18 protein-coding genes and 1 other RNA gene are annotated in these 20,253 nt (G+C 30.7%); 10 read left to right on the forward strand and 9 right to left on the reverse strand.

The window, feature by feature from the left end:
- Positions 1-25: 25 nt before the first annotated feature.
- Both L0U72_RS09955 and dnaB read right to left on the reverse strand, forming a co-directional pair.
- A complete protein-coding gene (locus L0U72_RS09955; RefSeq protein WP_233899024.1) occupies positions 26-1,285 on the reverse strand; it encodes an asparagine synthetase B in 1,260 nt (419 codons plus the stop codon).
- An 84-nt stretch (positions 1,286-1,369) separates the two neighbouring features.
- Positions 1,370-2,893: a replicative DNA helicase gene (dnaB, locus tag L0U72_RS09960; protein WP_101917186.1), complete on the reverse strand. Its 1,524-nt coding sequence runs from the start codon at positions 2,891-2,893 to the stop codon at positions 1,370-1,372.
- 153 nt (positions 2,894-3,046) lie between these two features.
- Here dnaB and L0U72_RS09965 point away from each other — a divergent pair, with 153 nt between their 5' ends.
- Genes L0U72_RS09965 through pepT form a run of 3 tightly spaced genes read left to right on the forward strand, consistent with a single transcriptional unit; the run spans position 3,047 to position 6,039 of the window.
- A complete protein-coding gene (locus L0U72_RS09965) occupies positions 3,047-4,174 on the forward strand; it encodes a DUF3810 domain-containing protein (RefSeq protein WP_233899025.1) in 1,128 nt (375 codons plus the stop codon).
- 14 nt (positions 4,175-4,188) lie between these two features.
- Positions 4,189-4,773 (forward strand): hypothetical protein, encoded by a 585-nt coding sequence (locus tag L0U72_RS09970; RefSeq protein WP_233899026.1) that lies wholly within the window; start codon positions 4,189-4,191, stop codon positions 4,771-4,773.
- Between the two features lie 30 nt (positions 4,774-4,803).
- Positions 4,804-6,039: a peptidase T gene (gene pepT, locus L0U72_RS09975; protein ID WP_233884832.1), complete on the forward strand. Its 1,236-nt coding sequence runs from the start codon at positions 4,804-4,806 to the stop codon at positions 6,037-6,039.
- A gap of 84 nt (positions 6,040-6,123) precedes the next feature.
- Here pepT and L0U72_RS09980 read toward each other — a convergent pair whose 3' ends face one another.
- Positions 6,124-6,864 carry a CDP-alcohol phosphatidyltransferase family protein gene (locus L0U72_RS09980; RefSeq protein WP_233861962.1) on the reverse strand — a complete coding sequence of 247 codons (741 nt, stop codon included), beginning with the start codon at positions 6,862-6,864 and terminating at the stop codon, positions 6,124-6,126.
- Between the two features lie 114 nt (positions 6,865-6,978).
- Here L0U72_RS09980 and L0U72_RS09985 point away from each other — a divergent pair, with 114 nt between their 5' ends.
- Positions 6,979-8,040: a YheT family hydrolase gene (locus tag L0U72_RS09985; protein WP_233899027.1), complete on the forward strand. Its 1,062-nt coding sequence runs from the start codon at positions 6,979-6,981 to the stop codon at positions 8,038-8,040.
- A gap of 99 nt (positions 8,041-8,139) precedes the next feature.
- A complete protein-coding gene (locus L0U72_RS09990; RefSeq protein ID WP_233899028.1) occupies positions 8,140-9,366 on the forward strand; it encodes a lipoprotein N-acyltransferase Lnb domain-containing protein in 1,227 nt (408 codons plus the stop codon).
- Here the strand turns inward: L0U72_RS09990 and aroQ are convergent.
- Positions 9,343-9,759: a type II 3-dehydroquinate dehydratase gene (gene aroQ / locus L0U72_RS09995; RefSeq protein ID WP_233897148.1), complete on the reverse strand. Its 417-nt coding sequence runs from the start codon at positions 9,757-9,759 to the stop codon at positions 9,343-9,345. The two genes, L0U72_RS09990 and aroQ, sit on opposite strands and share 24 nt — an antisense overlap.
- 135 nt (positions 9,760-9,894) lie before the next feature.
- On the opposite strand from aroQ, the gene xerA reads away from it, so the two are divergent.
- Positions 9,895-10,812, forward strand: coding sequence for a site-specific tyrosine recombinase/integron integrase (gene xerA, locus L0U72_RS10000; protein WP_233899029.1), 918 nt, complete (start codon positions 9,895-9,897; stop codon positions 10,810-10,812).
- 171 nt (positions 10,813-10,983) lie between these two features.
- On the opposite strand, the gene ffs is transcribed toward xerA, so the two are convergent.
- Positions 10,984-11,082: signal recognition particle sRNA small type (ffs, locus tag L0U72_RS10005), an RNA gene on the reverse strand.
- Positions 11,083-11,267: 185 nt separating this feature from the next.
- On the opposite strand from ffs, the gene L0U72_RS10010 reads away from it, so the two are divergent.
- From L0U72_RS10010 to L0U72_RS10025, 4 genes are all read left to right on the forward strand, one after another.
- On the forward strand, positions 11,268-11,795 hold the full coding sequence (locus tag L0U72_RS10010; RefSeq protein ID WP_101917195.1) for a DUF4199 domain-containing protein: 528 nt from the start codon (positions 11,268-11,270) through the stop codon (positions 11,793-11,795).
- Between the two features lie 53 nt (positions 11,796-11,848).
- A complete protein-coding gene (locus L0U72_RS10015) occupies positions 11,849-12,805 on the forward strand; it encodes a glycosyltransferase family 2 protein (protein ID WP_233899030.1) in 957 nt (318 codons plus the stop codon).
- A 63-nt stretch (positions 12,806-12,868) separates the two neighbouring features.
- Entirely contained in the window at positions 12,869-14,578 is a 1,710-nt protein-coding gene (locus L0U72_RS10020; protein WP_233899031.1) for a phospho-sugar mutase, read from the forward strand.
- Positions 14,579-16,411, forward strand: a complete 1,833-nt coding sequence (locus L0U72_RS10025) for an ABC transporter ATP-binding protein (protein WP_233899032.1) — start codon at positions 14,579-14,581, stop codon at positions 16,409-16,411. It begins immediately after the preceding gene.
- Between the two features lie 70 nt (positions 16,412-16,481).
- Here L0U72_RS10025 and L0U72_RS10030 read toward each other — a convergent pair whose 3' ends face one another.
- Genes L0U72_RS10030 through L0U72_RS10045 form a run of 4 tightly spaced genes read right to left on the reverse strand, consistent with a single transcriptional unit; the run spans position 16,482 to position 20,179 of the window.
- Positions 16,482-17,903 carry a CCA tRNA nucleotidyltransferase gene (locus tag L0U72_RS10030; protein ID WP_233899033.1) on the reverse strand — a complete coding sequence of 474 codons (1,422 nt, stop codon included), beginning with the start codon at positions 17,901-17,903 and terminating at the stop codon, positions 16,482-16,484.
- A 3-nt stretch (positions 17,904-17,906) separates the two neighbouring features.
- Entirely contained in the window at positions 17,907-18,464 is a 558-nt protein-coding gene (locus L0U72_RS10035; protein ID WP_233899034.1) for an L-threonylcarbamoyladenylate synthase, read from the reverse strand.
- Positions 18,442-19,293 (reverse strand): hypothetical protein, encoded by an 852-nt coding sequence (locus L0U72_RS10040; protein ID WP_233899035.1) that lies wholly within the window; start codon positions 19,291-19,293, stop codon positions 18,442-18,444. The genes L0U72_RS10035 and L0U72_RS10040 overlap by 23 nt, the downstream gene beginning before the upstream one ends.
- Complete coding sequence (locus tag L0U72_RS10045) at positions 19,280-20,179, reverse strand: ATP-grasp fold amidoligase family protein (RefSeq protein ID WP_233899036.1); 900 nt, start codon at positions 20,177-20,179, stop codon at positions 19,280-19,282. Before L0U72_RS10045 ends, L0U72_RS10040 begins: the two co-directional genes overlap by 14 nt.
- Positions 20,180-20,253: the final 74 nt, after the last annotated feature.

The following is a 20,253-nucleotide window of genomic DNA, read 5'->3' on the forward strand; positions in this document are numbered from 1 at the left end:
ATAAAACAATTGCCAATTACTTTTTTTAAGTTTTTTGCTTTTTCTTTTTTGCTGCGGGAAAAAGCACATTATTTAAAATCAAACGATACCCTGCTGATGTTGGGTGTAATTCAAGTTCAGTTTTTGGGTCGCCTATTCTATGTTGATAATCTTCAGGATCGTGTCCTGCGTAAAAGGTGAACATTCCTTTTCCTTTTGTTCCGTGGATATATTTTGCTTCGCTATTGCTGTTATTTTCACCTAAAACAAGCACGGTTGATTTGATTGTTTTGGTATCAAAAGAGGTTGTTTGTCCCATAAAACCTTTGACTAATTGCGTATGATTTTGTGTGAGCATCGTTGGTACTTGATCCCATTTTGCGGAAAATTCTTTTAACGTAAAATAATCTACTTCTTTTTTGATTTTTCTTTTTCGAGTCATATCGATGGATGAAAATTCGTAGGTTGTTGGATTTCGGATTAATTCAAAATCTTTAAAAGCGAATGTTTTATCAAAATTTATTTTTGATTGATAATTAGGTTCTGACGCATCTCCATCAAACATTCCTTCGCAAATATCTACGCCATCGGCGGCTAAAGCAATATCAAAACTATCGGTTGCCGAACACATAGCGAACATAAATCCACCACCGATTACATAATTTTTAATTTTTTTAGCAACAGCACCTTTTTCTTCGGATACTTTTTTATAACCTAATTTTGTGGCTAATTTTTCGGCATCTTTTTTCTGTTGGATATACCAAGGAGCGGTTCTAAAGGCACCATAAAAGCGTCCGTATTGTCCTGTAAAATCTTCGTGATGCAAATGCAACCATTCGTATAATAAGAGTTTATCATTTAAAATTTCTTCATCATAAAGTACATCAAATGGAATTTCGGCATAGGTTAATACCATAGTTACGGCATCGTCCCAGGGCATTTTTCCTTTTGGAGAATAGACGGCTATTTTGGGTGCTTTTTCGAGCGCTACGGCTTCTTGATTTTTAGATGGTGATGAGATTTCTTCTAAAATTAATTGTGCTTTTGTATCTGAAATTATTTGATAGGAAACGCCTCGAATTTTACATTCATTTTCTATGGAATTATTATTTTCGAGTAAAAAAGCACCGCCATCATAATTTAATAACCATTTTGATTTTAAACCATTTTCTAAGGCGTGATAAACAATTCCGTAAGCTTTTAAATGATTTTTCTGATTTTCATAACTCATCGGAATATAGACAAAAGATGCCCAAAGTGAGTTTGAAATCAATAAAAATAATACGATGTGTAGTGTTTTTTTCATCTCCTTTTTATATCAAAAACTAAAAATACACAATTACCAAATAGCAATTGTGTATTTTATATATTTTTATATTTTATTTAAAATTTAAAACGGTACATCATCATCGCTAGGTCCAAAGGCATCTTCTGCGGATGCGAAACTATTGGAAGCTATTTCGTTGTTAAAACCATCACTACCACCGTTCATACTCGATTCAAATTCACTACTAATTCCTTCATCTAAATCAGAAAACAAGGCTAAATGTCCTGTAAATTTCAAACGAATATTATCCATTCCACCGTTACGGTGTTTTGCTACGATAAACTCTCCCTGCCCTTCACATGGCGAGTGGTCGTCGTCGTCCCATTCGGTCATTCCGTAATATTCTGGACGGAAAATAAACGACACAATATCGGCATCTTGCTCAATTGCTCCAGATTCCCGTAAATCGGAAAGTAACGGACGTTTTGAACCTCCACGAGTTTCCACAGCACGTGACAACTGCGATAACGCAATTACAGGAATACTTAATTCCTTTGCCAATGCTTTTAAATTTCGTGAAATGGTCGATATTTCTTGTTCACGATTTCCTCCTGAACCTCCTGCGGTCATTAATTGTAAATAATCAATTACAATTATTTTCACATCGTGTTGCGATACCAATCGTCGTGCTTTTGCTCGTAAATCAAAAATTGATAACGCTGGTGTATCATCAATAAAAATAGGCGCATCAGAGAGTTTTTTAACCTTTACATTTAGCTGTTCCCATTCATGAGGTTCTAAATTTCCTTTTCGTAATTTTTCTGATGTTAGGCCTGTTTCCGAAGAAATCATACGGGTAATTAATTGTACTGATGACATTTCTAATGAAAAAATAGCGACTCCGTGTCCGAAATCAATCGCCATATTTTTTGCCATCGATATTACAAATGCCGTTTTTCCCATACCAGGACGGGCGGCAATAATAATTAAATCGGAAGGTTGCCAACCTGATGTTAAGGCATCTAATTTTGTAAACCCTGTTTGCAAACCGCTCATTCCTTCTTTTCCAGAAATTTCTTGAATTCGGTTTATGGATTGTTGCACTAATGAATCGGCTTTTTCGGCTCCTTTTTTAAGATTTCCTTGTGTTACTTCAAATAATTTCCCTTCGGCATCGTCTAATAAATCAAAAACATCTACGGTTTCGTTATAGGCATTTTCTATGATTTCCGAAGAAATAGTAATTAATTTTCGCTGGATATATTTCTCTAAAATAATACGAGAATGGAACTCAATATGTGCCGAAGAAGCTACTTTTTGCGTTAAACCGATTAAGAAAAAATCACCTCCAGCGAGGTCTAATTTCCCATCTTTTTTAAGTTGTGTTGATACTGAAAGTAAGTCAATCGGTTCGGAATTTTGGAAAAGCGTATAAATCGCTTGATACACTTGTTGATGTCTTTTATCATAAAAAGAATCAGGACTTAGAATATCAATAACCTCATCAATTCCTTTTTTATCAATCATCATTGCCCCCAAAACCGCCTCCTCTAGCTCTAAAGCTTGTGGTGGTAATTTTCCTTTCTCAAGGCTGATAACTCTAGCCTTCTCATTTTTTGTTCCTCTAAAAGATTGAGTTCGTTCCATGGTGCAAAGATAATTTTTTAAGCTGATATTTTTAGTAGCGTTTTGTAACTTTTCTTATGACTTAGCTTAAGATACAAATAAGCGCTAATTTTAACAAATAAATAAGGTTCTTAAATTATAAAAAAACAACGAACTTTCTTACTTTTGATGCGTATGCAAAATTATAAAAAAAAGTTATTTTTAGCATCAACCTTGCCTTTTCAAGTGATGTTTGTACAATTTTTAAGCCAAAATCCCGCATGGATAGAAGTTTTTTATAGCAACGGATTTTATATTTATATTGCTAATTTTTTGCGTATTATTTTAGGTTGGATTCCCTTTTCTGTGGGCGATATTTTAGGATTATTCTTATTTTTTTTACTGATAAAAGGAATTTATCATTTTATTAAAAAGCTGTTTCAAAAAAAAATAAAAGAGAATTTTAGTGATAATTTAAAAGAATATTTTAAAATTATAAGCTTACAATTTTTAAATTTGATTACGATTGTTTCAGTGCTTTATTTTTGCTTTTATGCCTTTTGGGGATTGAATTATTTTCGAGAACCTTTAGCTAAAAATTTAAACTTACAACAAGCAACCTATACGACAAATCAACTTGTTGAAACGACTCAAAAAATTGTCTATCAACTCAATAAAACACATTTTGAAATCACTAAAAATGATACGCTAAAAGTTCAAGTTCCGTACAATACAACAGAAATATATGATTTAGCAACAAACGGTTATCAAAATTTAGCTAAAAAATATCCACAATTGGCGTATAAAAATCCTTCCATAAAAAGTTCTTTGGTGAGTTTGCTTCAATCCTACAACGGAACGGCTGGATATTTAAATCCAATTACGGGCGAAGCTCAAATAAATAATCAAATTCCGAAAACAAGTTTCCCTGCAACAACTTGCCACGAAATGGCGCATCAAATTGGTTGGGCTGCCGAGAATGATGCTAATTTTGTCGGGTTTTTAGCATCGGTTGCCAATAATGATTTGTATTTTAAATATTCGGGATATCGAATGGCATACATATATTGTATCAACGAAATTTATAAACGAGATAAAAAATTATCAGAAAAAATAAAAAATACCGTACATAAAGGTATTTACAAAGATTTTCATGCCAGTTTTTTACATTGGAATCAGTTTAAAAATCCGATTGAACCCTATTTAAAAAAAGGATATAATTCCTATTTAAAGGCAAATAAACAAGAAAAAGGAATAAATTCGTATAGTTATGTAGTCGATTTACTTATTGCCTACTTTAATAAAATCGATAAAAACAACTAAAAAATTACCTTTAAATGAACTCTTTTTCAACTTTTTCAACACTTTTTATAAGTCTTATTTTAGGTCTTTTTATAATTACTTCTTGTGATTCTTCTTCCGAATTACAAAAAGATTTTACTTGTCAAAAAGAAACTTTCTACAACGAAAACATCCTTAAAAAACAACAAGATTTTCGAAAATATTTCACAACATATTTTCCTGAAAATTGGAAGGTAAATTTATATTATGATACTAAAAAAACATCTATTTATGCCGCAGACACCACCGTTTCGCTAACAGAAACAACACTTATAGACGTAACATTAGTACACAAAACTATTTTTATTGATAATACATTTGCTCAGAAAATAACGGAAGACAACAAAAAAATGGGCTTCACAGAACTTAAAACAAAGCACTTACAATTCTTGAAAAAACCGTCTTATTACAGTTATGCCAAAGGAAAAAAAGGCAACCATTCTTATCATATTTTAAATACCTTTACAAAAATAAATACCGATAATTTTTTACACGTTAAAACCGAAGTTTATGGCGATTCATTCGTTGAAAAACGATTCTGTAAAGCCATCGAATTAATCGAAAAAATTAACATCAATTAAAATATCAAAAAAAATTAAATTAAATATAACATGAACAAACAACACATCATCAACAGATTTTTAAAATATGTAACCATTGATACCGAAAGTAATCCTGATAATCCTGCGTTTCCAAGTTCTGAAAATCAATGGGATTTAGCAAAAGTTCTTGAAAAAGAATTGAAAGAAATAGGTATGGAAGATGTCGAATTAGACGAAAACTGTTACATAATGGCAACTTTACCAAGTAATATCGATTACGAAGTGCCAACCATCGGTTTTGTAGCACATATTGATACAAGCCCTGATTTTACAGGAAAAAATGTAAAACCGCAAATCCATGAAAATTACGATGGTAAAGATATTATCTTAAATAAAGAACAAAATATCGTTTTATCGCCAGATTATTTTGAAGATTTACTAATCTACAAAGGAGAAACACTTATTACAACAGACGGAACAACACTTTTAGGTGCCGACGATAAAGCAGGTGTTACTGAAATTGTTTCGGCAATGGAATATTTAATTCAACATCCTGAAATTAAACATGGTAAAATTAGAATCTGTTTTACGCCTGATGAAGAAGTTGGAAAAGGAGCGCATAAATTTGACGTTGAAAAATTTGGTGCAAAATGGGCATACACCATGGACGGAAGTCGAATTGGAGAATTAGAATACGAAAGTTTTAACGCCGCAAGTGCCGTAATTACTGTAAACGGACGTATGGTACATCCTGGATATGCCAAAGGAAAAATGGTGAACAGTATGTATATTGCTCAAGAAGTAATCGGAGGATTTCCTGCGTTAGAAACGCCTGAAACAACAAGTAAAAGAGAAGGTTTCTATCATCTTTGCGACCTACATGGAGAAGTTGAAAAAACCGTTTTACAATATATTATCCGTGATTTTGACAAAGAAAAATTTGCCGATAGAAAAGAATTTGTTCGCAATTTAATTAAAGAATTAAATGAAAAACATGGAAATAGTATTACTCTTGAAATAAAAGACCAATATTATAATATGGGCGAAAAAATTAAGCCTGTAATGCATATTGTCGATATTGCCGAAGAAGTAATGAAAGAAATGAATATTACGCCAATTATTAAAGCAATTAGAGGAGGTACAGACGGTTCTCAATTATCATATAAAGGATTACCATGTCCTAATATTTTTGCGGGAGGTCATAATTTTCACGGACGTTATGAATTTGTATCTGCGGAAACAATCGTAAAAGCATCGGAAGTTATTGTTGGTATCGCCCAAAAAGTAACCGTGAATTTTAAGTAAATTTTATCTTTAAAACAAGTAAAATGACCTAAAGTTTTTTAAGCTTTTAAATCATTTTACTTGTTTCTTCTACTTTTTTATTAGTTAAGATTTCTTCACATTCTGAATTACAGAAAGCGCCACATACAATATAATTATTAAAGGAATCGCGACTAATTTTAGTACAATTAATAATAAAACACAAATTGCTAAAAACATATATTTTAACGCATTTTCTTTAAATCCGAAGGTTTTGAATTTCAACGCAAATAACGGAATTTCAGCATTCATTAAAAAAGTTAAAACAGCCGTTATCATCACTAAAAAATAAGGGTTATTAATTAAATCAACAAAAAAAACTTGATTTGAATATTCCGCAATTAATGGCAACGAAATTACAAATAACGCCATTGCAGGAGTTGGAAGTCCTATAAAAGAATCTGATTGGCGAGTATCAATATTAAAATTAGCCAAGCGATAACAAGCTCCCAACGTTAATAACAAACCGATATACGGCAAATTACTACCCGTTGCTCCATAAACATCTACGCCAAAATAACCTACCGCATCAACATCTAAAGCCGTTACGAAAAGTTGTAACATCACAATTCCTGGCACTACGCCACTAGTTACCATATCGGCTAAACTATCTAATTGCTTACCCAATTCGCCCTGAACACCTAATAATCGAGCTAATAATCCATCAAAAAAATCAAAAATAATTCCCAAAATAACCAAAATTGCTACGCCAAAAAAATCACCTTTTATCGCAAAAATTGTTGCTATCGTACCGCATAATAAATTCCCTAATGTTACTAAATTAGGAATATGTTTTTTAAAATTCATTTTCAAATATTTATAGCGAAAATAAGAAACTTATATCATTTTTGAGCTTTTAATTTTGATGCTGTTTTTATAAAATTTTTATATTATTTTTGATAAATTCCTTTATTTTAAACTATGCCCATTCTTTCCTCCCACTTTACGACTACTTTTACAAATAATTTTAATGATGCTATTATTACTGATTTTAAACCTTCTTTTTTACTTAGAAATGCCCATTTTAACACCATATATCGTCCGTTATTTGCAAAAGATGCTATAACATATCAACGAAAAAGAATTACCACTTGGGATACCGATTTTATCGATTTAGATTTCTCTATAATAAATCCCATAAACTCACAAAATTCAAAAACGCTAGTTTTATTGATTCACGGATTGGAAGGAAGTTCGCAATCTAATTATATAATTACGACTTCAAATCACTTAAATAAAGCAGGGTTTGATACCGTTTCCATGAATTTACGAAGTTGTAGCGGGGAAAATAATTTACTTTTAGAAACCTATCACAGCGGAAAAACCGATGATGTTCATTTTATAACAGAATATCTTGCTAGTAATTATGCTTATGAAAATATGATTATCGTTGGTTTTAGTTTGGGAGGAAATTTAACCCTAAAATATTTGGGTGAATATGAAAATATTTCATCAAAAATAAAAGGAGGCATTGCCATTTCTACACCGATTGATTTAACAAGTTCACAAGCAGAATTATCAAAATTTAAAAACAGGCTCTATTTAAAGGAGTTTTTACGAACCTTAAAACCAAAAATACTCGCTAAATCTCGTCAATTTCCTGACTTTAAATTAGACAAAAAAAAAGTGCAAAATGCCACCAAACTTTGGCAATTAGAAGCACAATATACCGCACCAATATTCGGGTTTAAAAGCCCGCAAGATTATTGGACAAAAGCAAGTTCAAAACCGTATATTAAAAACATTACGCTTCCTACATTGCTTCTAAATTCACTTGACGACCCTTTTTTATCCGAAGCATGTTTTGCTTTTGAAGAAGCCAAAAATATGACTAATTTTTATCTATCGACTCCAAAATATGGCGGACACGTAGGATTTATTTCTTCTTTTAAAACTTCAAAAAATAATAAAAACATCAAAAATAAATGGCTCGAAGAAACTATTCTGAAATTTATTCAACAAAAAATAGGCGTTTCTTCTTAAAATAATACCTCCACAAAAATGACATTTTTTTAATCTTAATTAAGATATTTGTAAAACTTGTGAAACATACAATTTACTCTATTTGCTTAATTTATGATGATGAAAAAAAACACACTTATTCGCTTTCTTATTTTCTTTTTCCTTTTCTTTTTCGTTGGAATTACTTCTTTTTTCGGACAAATCAAACAAATTGAGAAAATTGAGCCAAAAAAAACGTTCAAATTATCAAATAACGCACAAATAAGTATCATCACTTCAGGACCTGGCGAAGCATTATATGAAAAATTTGGACATACCGCAATTCGTGTAAAAGACCCTATTTTACAATTCGATTTAATTTACAATTACGGAATTTTTGATTTTGAAAATCCTACTTTTTATGCCGATTTCACCAAAGGATACATGAAATATAAATTGGCGAAATATCCATTTTATTTGGCTTTAAAAAATGCACAACATGATAAACGCTGGGTAAAAGAACAAATTTTAAATTTATCGCAATCGCAAAAAAATGATTTTTTTACAATTCTAGAAATCAATATTTTGCCCGAAAACGCAGGCTATTTATACGATCCATATTTTGATAATTGTGCTACAAAACCTCGAGACATTATCAAAAAAGTTTTAGGCAAAAATCTAATTTTTAAAGATGATTTTGTTACTAAAAACACTTCTTTACGTCAATTAATGAATAACGAAATTCATCAAAATACTTGGGGAAGTGTAGGAATTAATATCGCTTTAGGAAGCCGATTAGATAAAATTACAACGCCAAGCGAATACCTATATTTACCCGATTATGTTTTTGAAGCCTTGGAAGTTTCCAAAATTTTAAAAGATGGAAAACAAGAAAATATCAGTTCAAAAACAACTATTTTATTAGATTTTGATGAAAAAGAATCTAAAGAAGATAAAATTAGCCCTTTTTTAATCTTTTTAATCATTGCCATATTAGGATTAATCATCACCTATAAAGATTATAAAAATGCTACAAGAAGCAAATGGCTCGATTTTATCATCTTTTTTATATCAGGAATAACAGGCGTTTTAATTGTCTATTTATGGTTTTTTACGAATCATTCAACCGCTCCGAATAACTTTAATTTCTTATGGGCTTTTGCACCAAACTTAATTATTTCTTTCTTTTTAATTCAAGAAAAATTACCAAAATGGCTTTCAAAATATATGCTACTTTTACTAGCCTTTTTAGTGATATTAGCTATTATTTGGATAACAAAAACGCAATTATTTGCACTTCCTTTGCTTCCTTTATTCATTTTATTAGCCGTGCGTTATTGGTTTTTACAAAAAACTTTGAATCGCTAAATGATAACTTTGCAAACCAAAACCTAAAATTACGCCTTTTGCATTTGCCGATAAATAACTTTTATGACGAAACGATTCACGAGCGTGTACATTTGAAATATGCACTTCAATAACAGGGGTTTCGATTCCTTTTACAGCATCAGCAATTGCAATTGAAGTGTGTGTGTAAGCTCCTGCATTTAGGATAATTCCATCATATTGAAAACCAACTTCATGTAATTTATTAATAAGTTCACCTTCAATATTCGATTGAAAATAATGTAATTCAATCGTTTTATAGGTTTGTTTTAATTCTTTAAAAAAATCTTCAAAAGAACTCGTTCCATAAATTTCTGGCTCCCTTTTTCCTAATAAATTTAAGTTTGGTCCGTTTATGATTATAATTTTTTTCATCAGAATATATTTAACTATTTTATTCGGTAAAAATACTATTTTAACTTTTAAGCATAAAAAAGAAAAATTAAATTACTTCTTAAAGTATTACTTTTACATTATTGCGTTTCGATTATTACTTTTAAATTACTCATAATGAACTGGCAACAAGCAACAACAGATTATATCAATTATTTAAAAATAGAAAGAGGACTTTCTAAAAACTCTATTGATGGTTATTCAAGAGATATAAAAAAACTAGTATTATTTGTTGATACACTCGAAAATTATAGCACTCCAATTGATATTACTTCGGAAATAATTAAGCAATTTATATACGATAGTGGGAAAAATTTAAATGCAACAAGTCAAGCACGATTAATTTCAGGATTGCGAAGTTTTTTTGATTATTTAATTTTTGAAGATTATAGAAAAGACAATCCTACCGATTTAATTGAAAGCCCAAATACAACACGAAAACTGCCCGATACGCTCGAAAAAGAAGAAATTGACAACCTAATTAATGCTATTGATTTGAGTCATCCGCAAGGCGAACGCAATAAAACCATTATTGAAACCATTTTTAGTTGTGGTTTGCGAGTTAGTGAATTAATTAATTTACAATTATCTGATTTATTTTTCAATGAAGGTTATATTCGAGTATTAGGAAAAGGAAATAAATATCGTTTTGTACCGATTCACAGCACTACTATTTCCCGCTTAAATTTTTATATAAATGATATTCGTCCAGCAATAATCCCGAAGGAAAAAGAAGAAGATATTATTTTCTTAAACAGACGTGGAAAACGACTAAGCCGTCAAATGATCTTTATGATTTTGAAAGAATTAGCGGTAAAAACAAATCTTAAAAAAAGTATCGGACCACATACTTTGCGTCATTCTTTTGCGACTTATTTATTAAAAAATGGTGCTGACTTGCGTGTTATTCAACAACTATTAGGACATGAAAGTATCACAACCACAGAAATTTATGTACATTTAGATACCAGTTATTTAAAAGAAGTCGTTGACTTACATCATCCAAGAAGTGCTATGAATATTAATGACCAATAAAAATTTAAAACTGTCAGTTCGAGTGATTTTTATATAAATTAAAATTTAATCGAATTGATAAAAATAAAATATTGTAAAAAAAAACTCTAATAAGTTTTAGATAAATAATTTAGATGAAATAAAAAAATAAGGATAGTTAAAGAAAAGTAAAACGAAAATAGAAGATACAAAAAATGGCAAGCTACCTACATCACACTGCTACAACCTAATACCCTTGCTGCGTTCCCGCCCTGGGGGGTTCAAAGGGAGCTAGTTGTGTAGGACTTGCCGAGGCAAATTTACACTCTTTTTTGAAACTAACAATATAAAAAAGAACTTTTTTTTGTGAATTTTCTGTAAATTTACAGTAACTTTTTTAACTATCTGACTACTAATATATTGTTTAGAATCTTTTTTTTTAATAATTAGAATCGAAAACAAAATAATATATTTGTAGCACTAATTACATAAATGAAATGGAAAATCAAGTACAAAGTAGGCGTATTATTTTAAATTACGGATTGGTTTATGGTGGTATTATCGTGTTTATCAACTTATTAATTTACGCTCTAGGTATGACTTTTGATACCCTTGGAGGAATTATTAATATGATTGCACTAGCCGTTTGTATTATAGCACTGCCTATTCTAGCGATTAAAAAATTTAAAAAAGAAAATAACGGTTTCTTAATTTGGGGACAAGCATTAAAAATAGGCGTTGGTATCGTTGCCGTTGGAGCAGTTATCAGTATTGTATATACGCATCTTTTTACAGGAATTATTGAGCCAGATTTTTACAATCAACTTACCGAATTTCAAACTGAAAAATTTTTAGAAGCAGGATTAACAGATGATCAAATTGAAAGCCAATTAGCGATGCAAGCGAAATTTCAAGGAACAATTATTGGCGATTCTTTGGGCTTATTATTTTATGTTTTCTTAGGATTTATTGTATCTGCAATTGCCGGTGCAGTTATGAAACACACACAAGAAGATGAATATTAATTGATTTTTTGTGTATATTTTCACAAGAAAAGATAGCATAAAACACCAATAATATGGATATATCGGTAGTTATACCACTTCTGAATGAAGAAGAATCTTTACTAGAATTACACGATTGGATTGCAAAAATTATGCAATCCAATGCTTATTTATATGAAATTATTTTTATTGATGATGGTAGCTCCGATACTTCTTGGCAAGTAATTGAGCAATTATCCGAAGAAAATAGCGCCGTAAAAGGAATTCGTTTTCAAAAAAACTACGGAAAATCGCAAGCTTTAGATGCTGGTTTTGGTTTATCAAAAGGAGAGGTAGTGATTACTATGGATGCCGATTTACAAGACAGCCCCGATGAAATTCCTGGTTTATATGAAATGATAACAAGCCAAAATTTTGATTTAGTTTCTGGATGGAAAAAGAAACGCTACGACAATGTTATCACCAAAAATATTCCGTCTAAATTATTTAATTGGGCGGCTCGAAAAACATCAGGATTAGAATTAAACGATTTTAACTGCGGATTAAAAGCCTATAAAAACGAAGTTATTAAAACCGTAAAAGTTAGCGGAGAAATGCACCGTTATATTCCTGTTTTAGCCAAAAATGAAGGTTTTAATAAAATTGGAGAGAAAATAGTACAACATCAGGCACGAAAATATGGCGTTACTAAATTTGGAATGGATCGGTTTGTAAATGGTTTTTTAGATTTAATTACGATTTCTTTTTTATCAAAATTTGGAAAACGTCCAATGCATATTTTTGGATTCTGGGGAACATTAATGTTTTTATTTGGATTTCTAGCAGCGTTTTTTATCGGTTCTATGAAAATCTATTATTTATTTGCAGGCGTAAAAGCTATTTTAATCACCAATAATCCGTGGTTTTTTATCGCTTTAACATCCATGATATTAGGAACGCTCTTATTTTTAGCAGGATTTTTAGGAGAATTGATTATCAAAAGTAATCCGCAACAAAAACACTACACAATTAAAGAAAAACTGAACTTTTAAAAGAATATTACACCGCTAACCATGTTAAAAGTGTTACTATTTTTTATATAACTTATTATTTTTATGCAAGAGATTTTAAACAATGCTAAAGTATGGCTTTCGGATATTTTTGATACCGAAACCAATAATGAAATTGAACAATTAATAAACGAAAAATCGGATGATTTAGCCGATAGGTTTTATAAAAATTTAGAGTTCGGAACAGGTGGAATGCGTGGAATTGTTGGCGCAGGAACGAACCGAATTAACAAATATACCTTAGGAAAAGCAACCCAAGGATTGAGTAATTATTTACATCAAATACATCCGAAGAAAGAATTAAAAGTAGCGATTGGTTACGATTGCCGTCATGACAGTAAATGGTTGGCAAAAGTTGTTGCCGATGTATTTTCTGCAAATAATATTAAGGTTTTTCTTTTTGAAGACCTCCGCCCTACTCCTGAATTATCATTTGCGGTAAATCATTTAGGTTGCGATGCTGGAATTGTATTAACGGCTTCTCATAATCCGCCAGAATATAACGGTTACAAAGTGTATTGGTCGGACGGAGGACAAATTGTGCCACCACAAGATACCGCAATTATTAACGAAGTAAATTCGTTAGCTTTTACTGATGTTAATTTTAAAGCAAAGGAAGAATTAATTTCGAGTATCGGAAGTGAAATTGATGAAGCTTTTTGGAAAGCATCTATTAAAAATGGAACTTTTAATGTAAAAAATCGTAAAGATTTAAAAATTGTTTTTACCAATTTACACGGAACGGCAATTAAATTAATTCCTGAAGTTTTAAAACGTGCTGGTTATACCCAAGTTCATATTGTTGATGAACAGGCCGAACCAGATGGAAGTTTTCCAACGGTAAAATCTCCAAATCCTGAAGAACCTGCTGCCTTAAAAATGGCGGTTGATTTAGCCAATAAAGTAGGTGCTGATATCGTTTTAGGAACGGATCCTGATTCTGATAGAATTGGTATCGCTGTGCGTGATTTAGAAGGAAACATGAAGTTATTAAACGGAAATCAGACCATGAGTATGATGACCGATTTTTTAATTAACGATTGGAAAAATAAAGGCAAATTAAACGGAAAACAATTTGTAGGTTCTACCATTGTTTCGACCAATTTAGTAAACGAAATAGCGAGTTCTTACGGTGTGGAAACCAAGGTTGGTTTAACTGGTTTTAAGTGGATTGCTAAAATGATTAAAGATTTTCCTGAACTTGATTTTATTGGCGGTGGTGAAGAAAGTTTTGGTTATATGGTTGGTGATTTTGTTCGTGATAAAGATGCTGTAACCGCTGCTTTATTGGCTTGTGAAATTGCAACAAATGCCAAAGAAAATAACAGTTCTTTTTATAAAGAATTATTAGAATTATACACCCGTCATCATTTTTACAAAGAGCATTTAATTGCTATCGTTAAAAAAGGAATGGACGGTGCGCAACAAATCAAGCAAATGATGGCTGATTTACGCAACAATCCGTTTACAGAAATGGACAATGCGAAAGTGGAATTTTTATACGATTATCAATCATCAATAAAAAAGAATTTACTTACGGGTGAAGAAATACTTATGGATATTCCAAAATCGAATGTATTGATTTATCAAACTACCGACGGAACAAAAATGGCAGCCCGCCCAAGTGGAACAGAACCAAAAATAAAATTTTATTTCAGTGTAAGAACAGCATTAGATTCAATTGAAAATGCCGTTGAAATTGAACAAAAATTAGACACTAAAATTCAACGAATTATCAAAGAATTAAATTTATAAATGAATTATTTCAAACGCTTTTTTAACTATGCACGCCCCTATAAATCATTAGGGGTTTTAAGCATTATTCTTAATATTTTGTACGCTTTATTTACCACATTATCGTACGTAATTTTAATGCCTACTTTAAATATATTATTTGGAGAAACTCCTAAAGAATGCGTAAAACCTATATACCCAGGCTTTATCGATTCTTTAGATAAAGACTATTTAAGTAATTTATTAAATTATTATGTTACCTACATCAATGAGACTTATGGACAGGAAAAAACCTTATTATATGTCGTACTATGTGTAATTATTGTCTTTTTATTGAAAAATTTATTTAGTTATTTAGGGCAATTAACCATGGTTTTTTTAAAAAACAATGTATTAAAAGACCTTCGAACTATTATTTATCAAAAAATAATAACATTACCGCTTTCTTTTTTTTCAAAACAGAATAAAGGCGATATTATAGCACGTAGTACCAATGATGTAAATACCATTAATAATTCGTATCTTAATTTGGTTGTAACTTTTATTAGGGAGCCGTTAAATATTATTTTTACGCTTTTTGTGATGGTTAAAACAAGTTGGGAATTATCTATTTTTATCTTCACTTTTATTCCTGTTTCTGGTTTGGTAATTTCATTTATCAGTAAAAAAATAAAACAACAATCGGGTGAAATATCTGAAAAAATTGGTGGTCTTTTAGGAATTTTAGAAGAAAGTATTTCTGGTTTAAAAATAATCAAAGCTTTTAATGCGGAACAATTATTTTCATCAAAATTTAATAGGCAAACGGAAGAAATTAGGCTTTTATCAAACAAAATGAGCAAAAAAGAAACCTTAGCGAGCCCGATGAGTGAATTTCTTGGAATCGTTACGATTGCTGGGCTTCTTTGGTATGGTGGTAAAATGGTTTTAATTGATCATACTTTACTCGGTGGAACTTTTATCGGTTTTATGGCTGCTGCTTACAATATTCTTACGCCTGCAAAAGCGATTGCAAAGGCGAATAATCAGATTAAAATAGGAAATGCCGCTGCGCAAAGAATTTTTGAAGTTATTGACACGCAAAACAATGTGAAAGAACTCGATAATCCGAAAGAAATAACCGATTTTAAAAACGAAATTCAATTTAAAAATATCTCGTTTAAATATAATGAAAATTATGTGTTAAAAAACTTTTCACTAACCATTCCTAAAGGAAAAACAGTTGCTTTAGTCGGGCAATCTGGAAGTGGAAAATCTACTTTAGCAAACCTAATTACACGTTTTTATGATGTTAATGAAGGAGAAATTCTTATCGATGGAAATAATATTAAAAATATTTCTAAAAAATCATTACGAGGATTAACGGGAATTGTTGCACAAGATTCAACATTATTTAACGATACTGTTGCCAATAATATCAAATTAAGCAAACCTTCTGCGACTGATAAAGAAGTTGAAAAATCGGCAATTATAGCAAATGCTTCGGATTTCATCAATGATTTATCGCTAAAATACAACACCATAATTGGCGATAGAGGAAGTTCATTATCGGGCGGGCAACAGCAACGAATTGCCATTGCAAGAGCGGTTTTAAAAAATCCGCCGATTATGGTTTTAGATGAAGCAACCTCAGCTTTAGATACCGAATCGGAACAATTAGTGCAAGTTGCTTTAGAGAAAATGATGAAAAACAGAACTTCTTTGGTTATTGCACACCGATTATCGACCATTCAAAATGCCGATAAAATTGTTGTGATGAAAAAAGGCACAATCGTAGAGCAAGGAAAACATGAAGAATTATTAGCTAAAAAAGGTGAGTATTATAAATTGGTTACGATGCAGTCATTAGCATAGATAATCACATAAAATAAAAGAGGGAAAGTTTTTAAAACTTTCCCTCTTTTATTTTATGTATATGTTTTAATTACGCTAATTCTAAGCCTAATTTTTTTCCTTTTGATATCATAAAATCGTAACAAGCTTTATGTTCATTAGGAATTTCACCTTCTAAAATTGCTTCTTTTATCGCTTCTTTTATCTGACCTATTTCTCTACAAGGTGTTAAATTAAACGCTTTCATAATTTCTTCACCTGTAATTGGCGGTTGAAAATTACGCACTTTATCGCGCTCTTCAACTTCTTTAATTTTTTCACGAACAAGCTCGAAATTTTTATGATAACGGCTAAATTTCTTAGGATTTTTTGTGGTAATATCTGCTTCGCAAAGCGTCATTAATGAATCTACATCATCGCCAGCATCAAAAACCAACCTACGCACGGCAGAATCTGTTACATCACTAGCCAACACAATTGGTCTAGAACTTAACATGACCATTTTTTGAACAAACTTCATTTTATTGTTCAAGGGCATTTTTAATCGCTTGAATAATTTATAAACCATTTTAGAGCCTACAAATTCATGCGCATGAAACGTCCAACCTTGTTTTTTATGATAACGTTTTGTTGGAGCTTTTCCAATATCATGTAATAAAGCAGCCCAACGCAACCAAACATCATCTGTATTTTCAGAAATATTATCTACAACCTCTAAAGTATGATAGAAATTATCTTTATGTTTTTGTCCTTCTACTTCCTCTACTCCTTTTAAAGCAATCAATTCAGGAATAATTCTTTCTAACAAACCTGTTTCTTCTAATAATAAAAATCCAATAGAAGGTTTATCCGAAGCTAATATTTTATTTAACTCAACAATTATTCGCTCTTTGGTGATAATATCAATACGTTTTGCATTTTTAGCAATAGCACTTAAAGACTCTTGCTCAATAACAAAGTTTAATTGAGAGGCAAAACGAATGGCACGCATCATACGTAAAGGATCATCAGAATACGTAATATCAGGATCTAACGGTGTTTTAATTATTTTAGCTTCTAAATCAGAAATACCATCAAAAGGATCTAATAATAATCCAAAAGTATCTTTATTTAAACTTAAAGCTAATGCATTTATAGTAAAATCTCGTCTATTTTGATCGTCTTGTAAAGTACCTGATTCTACTTCTGGATTTCTACTATCTTCGGTATAAGATTCTTTACGTGCGCCTACAAACTCTATTTCAACATCTTTAAAACGTAACATTGCTGTTCCATAGGTTTTAAAAACTTGAACTTTTGGTTTATTTGGCAATAAAGAAGCTACTTTTTTTGCTAATTCGATACCGCTACCAACAGCAACTACATCGATATCTTTAGCGGTGCCTCGTTCTAAAATAAAATCACGAACAAAACCACCAATTACGTAGCTTTCTAGTTGTAATTCTTCGGATGCGTTGCTTATATATTGAAATATTTCGGCAGAAATTGCCTCTTTATAGTATTGATTTTGCATAAATTATTCTCTTATCACATTCACAGAAGTACCCACTACTTTTAATATTGTAGAAGATTTTTCAGTTGTCTTATCTTGGTGCAAAGCTACTACATAATCTACACTTTGTAAAATTGCGGTACTTATTTCTGAAAATGTTTTAGGAGTTGGTTCTCCACTAACATTAGCCGATGTAGATACAATGGGTTTTCCAAAGGCTTTTATGAGTTGCAAACAAAAATCATCTTTAGGTATTCTAATGGCAATGGTGTTATCCGAAGCAATGGTATTTTTTGCTAAGTTTTTAGGATTCGGATATATAATTGTTGTTGGTTTTTTAGCATTTTCAATAAGCTGAATTGCTAGTTTTGGAAGTACCTCAACATAATTTTTTAACATTTCTACGGAATCAACTAAAATAATTAAGCTTTTAGATTCAGCCCTATTTTTTAGTTGATATACTTTTTGAACAGCCTCAAAATTTGTGGCATCACAACCGATTCCCCAAACGGTATCGGTTGGATAGAGGATTGTTTTGCCTATTTTTAAAAACGAAACGCTATTTTTTATCTGCAAATTCATCTTTTAACAAAATATCATCTAATTTAAAAAAATTTGATAAAGCCAACCACTGTACTTCATTTTTATTTTTCTTTATATTCTCATCTTTTAAAGAAACCTTTTGAGAACCAATAATAGGAATTGGCTCAGCAGGTTTATTTGATGATTGTCGAGAAATAACATTATTGGTTAATGCCATGGCTTTAAACCATAAATCATCTGCTTTTGGGGCTAATTTCATAAATAAATCAACATCATGAATTTGCGGTGGCATTGCATTTACAGGATACAAAATACCCCACGCACCAATTGGCAATAATCTATCCGAAGGTTTATTTTCATCTACAATTCGCCAATCAACAAACGGTTTATACGTTCCGTCAGCATTAATTTTTATTTGTGTGGTGGTATTTCCGATAATATCTTTCGGGTATTTTAAATGCTCTTTATATAATTTTGATAACCAATCTTCCTTGTAAATTAAGTCATCATCGCAAGTTATTATCGGCATATCAGGATATTCAATTAAAGAATGTATTAATTTTCTATGTGAACATTTTAAATTGGAATATTTTATCTCAAAAAAAGCGCCTTGTAAATTTGATAATCTTTTAGGTAACTTATTTTTTAAGCCATCATGTAGCCATAAAACAATTTTAGAAGGCAGTACTTTATCTTGATTTAAGATGCTTTTTATTACTAAATCTAAATTATTTAATCGCTCTGGAATCGATGTTAAAGATACTATTACGGGTAATTTTGTTTTATTTTTAACCAAACTATCTGCTGATCGTAGCCGTAAATAACAAGAATAAAAGATCGATTTAGGTAATTCTTTAATAACTTTCATTTAAAAGATGTTTTTTGATTAATTTTTCGCCAGCAGGTATTTTAGGTAATTCAAAATAATCGCCAATAATTTTATTGTATTTTGCTGGATAAAAATCATTCCTTGCGTCTCCTGGATAAAAGGTCATTTCTCCAAAAGTAATTTTATCTTCTACTGAATAGAAATCAACTCTAACAAAAGGAAATCCTTCAGATAACTTCCCTGCAAGTTCTACCATTTTTGATAATGTTTGCGGTTTTTCAAAATCTTCTTGAATCAGTTTATCCTTTGGCGAATCTGAAAAAGGTAATTTTTTAAAATCAAAATCATAAAAAGCACTTTTGTGGTTTTTATCTCTATCTAAATGAACTTCTAAAAATTTAGGCGTTCCATTAAAACAATAAAATTTATAATCCGTTAGAGAATCTCTTTCATCTTTTATAAATTTTTCAGCAATAATACGAGGTTTTACATCTTTATAAGCCCATTCTTTTCCTGTTCTTTTATATTGATTTTTACGTAACCACTTCGCCATTAAAAGCTTGGTTTTCTTTTTATCTAAAGTAGTTTTATCTTTTACAACTAAGTTGATATTACAACCATGCGTACCTTTTAACACAAATTGATTTGGTAATTTTTCAAAATCTACTTCCGCAGGTTTCTTATAAACGCCATAACATTCATTTAAATATTCTTCTCCTATTCTCTCTTTTATAAAATCTCTAACGGCATATTTATCGACTAAAACATGTAATATTTTAGGTTGATAAAATGCTTTATACCAAGATATTTTTTCATTAAATTCTACAGGTTTTTCTAAATTAAGTTTTTTACCTGAATAATATTCATAATAATGCTTTATATAATAAGGAGCAGATAAAAAATTTAATTTTTTAATTATTTTCAACCATATTTTTCTTAGAAACATAAAAATCTGTGATTTTTTTGTTCAAAAATAATATAAATTAAAATAATCATGAT

The organism is Tenacibaculum piscium (assembly GCF_021390755.1).
Taxonomy (GTDB): Bacteria; Bacteroidota; Bacteroidia; order Flavobacteriales; family Flavobacteriaceae; genus Polaribacter; species Polaribacter piscius.

Bases quoted from the DNA above. Each gene is read 5' to 3' on its own strand.
- L0U72_RS09955 (WP_233899024.1), bottom strand. From the start codon at position 1,285: ATGAAAAAAACACTACACATCGTATTATTTTTATTGATTTCAAACTCA.
- dnaB (WP_101917186.1), bottom strand. From the start codon at position 2,893: ATGGAACGAACTCAATCTTTTAGAGGAACAAAAAATGAGAAGGCTAGA.
- L0U72_RS09965 (WP_233899025.1), top strand. From the start codon at position 3,047: ATGCAAAATTATAAAAAAAAGTTATTTTTAGCATCAACCTTGCCTTTT.
- L0U72_RS09970 (WP_233899026.1), top strand. From the start codon at position 4,189: ATGAACTCTTTTTCAACTTTTTCAACACTTTTTATAAGTCTTATTTTA.
- pepT (WP_233884832.1), top strand. From the start codon at position 4,804: ATGAACAAACAACACATCATCAACAGATTTTTAAAATATGTAACCATT.
- L0U72_RS09980 (WP_233861962.1), bottom strand. From the start codon at position 6,864: ATGAATTTTAAAAAACATATTCCTAATTTAGTAACATTAGGGAATTTA.
- L0U72_RS09985 (WP_233899027.1), top strand. From the start codon at position 6,979: ATGCCCATTCTTTCCTCCCACTTTACGACTACTTTTACAAATAATTTT.
- L0U72_RS09990 (WP_233899028.1), top strand. From the start codon at position 8,140: ATGAAAAAAAACACACTTATTCGCTTTCTTATTTTCTTTTTCCTTTTC.
- aroQ (WP_233897148.1), bottom strand. From the start codon at position 9,759: ATGAAAAAAATTATAATCATAAACGGACCAAACTTAAATTTATTAGGA.
- xerA (WP_233899029.1), top strand. From the start codon at position 9,895: ATGAACTGGCAACAAGCAACAACAGATTATATCAATTATTTAAAAATA.
- L0U72_RS10010 (WP_101917195.1), top strand. From the start codon at position 11,268: ATGGAAAATCAAGTACAAAGTAGGCGTATTATTTTAAATTACGGATTG.
- L0U72_RS10015 (WP_233899030.1), top strand. From the start codon at position 11,849: ATGGATATATCGGTAGTTATACCACTTCTGAATGAAGAAGAATCTTTA.
- L0U72_RS10020 (WP_233899031.1), top strand. From the start codon at position 12,869: ATGCAAGAGATTTTAAACAATGCTAAAGTATGGCTTTCGGATATTTTT.
- L0U72_RS10025 (WP_233899032.1), top strand. From the start codon at position 14,579: ATGAATTATTTCAAACGCTTTTTTAACTATGCACGCCCCTATAAATCA.
- L0U72_RS10030 (WP_233899033.1), bottom strand. From the start codon at position 17,903: ATGCAAAATCAATACTATAAAGAGGCAATTTCTGCCGAAATATTTCAA.
- L0U72_RS10035 (WP_233899034.1), bottom strand. From the start codon at position 18,464: ATGAATTTGCAGATAAAAAATAGCGTTTCGTTTTTAAAAATAGGCAAA.
- L0U72_RS10040 (WP_233899035.1), bottom strand. From the start codon at position 19,293: ATGAAAGTTATTAAAGAATTACCTAAATCGATCTTTTATTCTTGTTAT.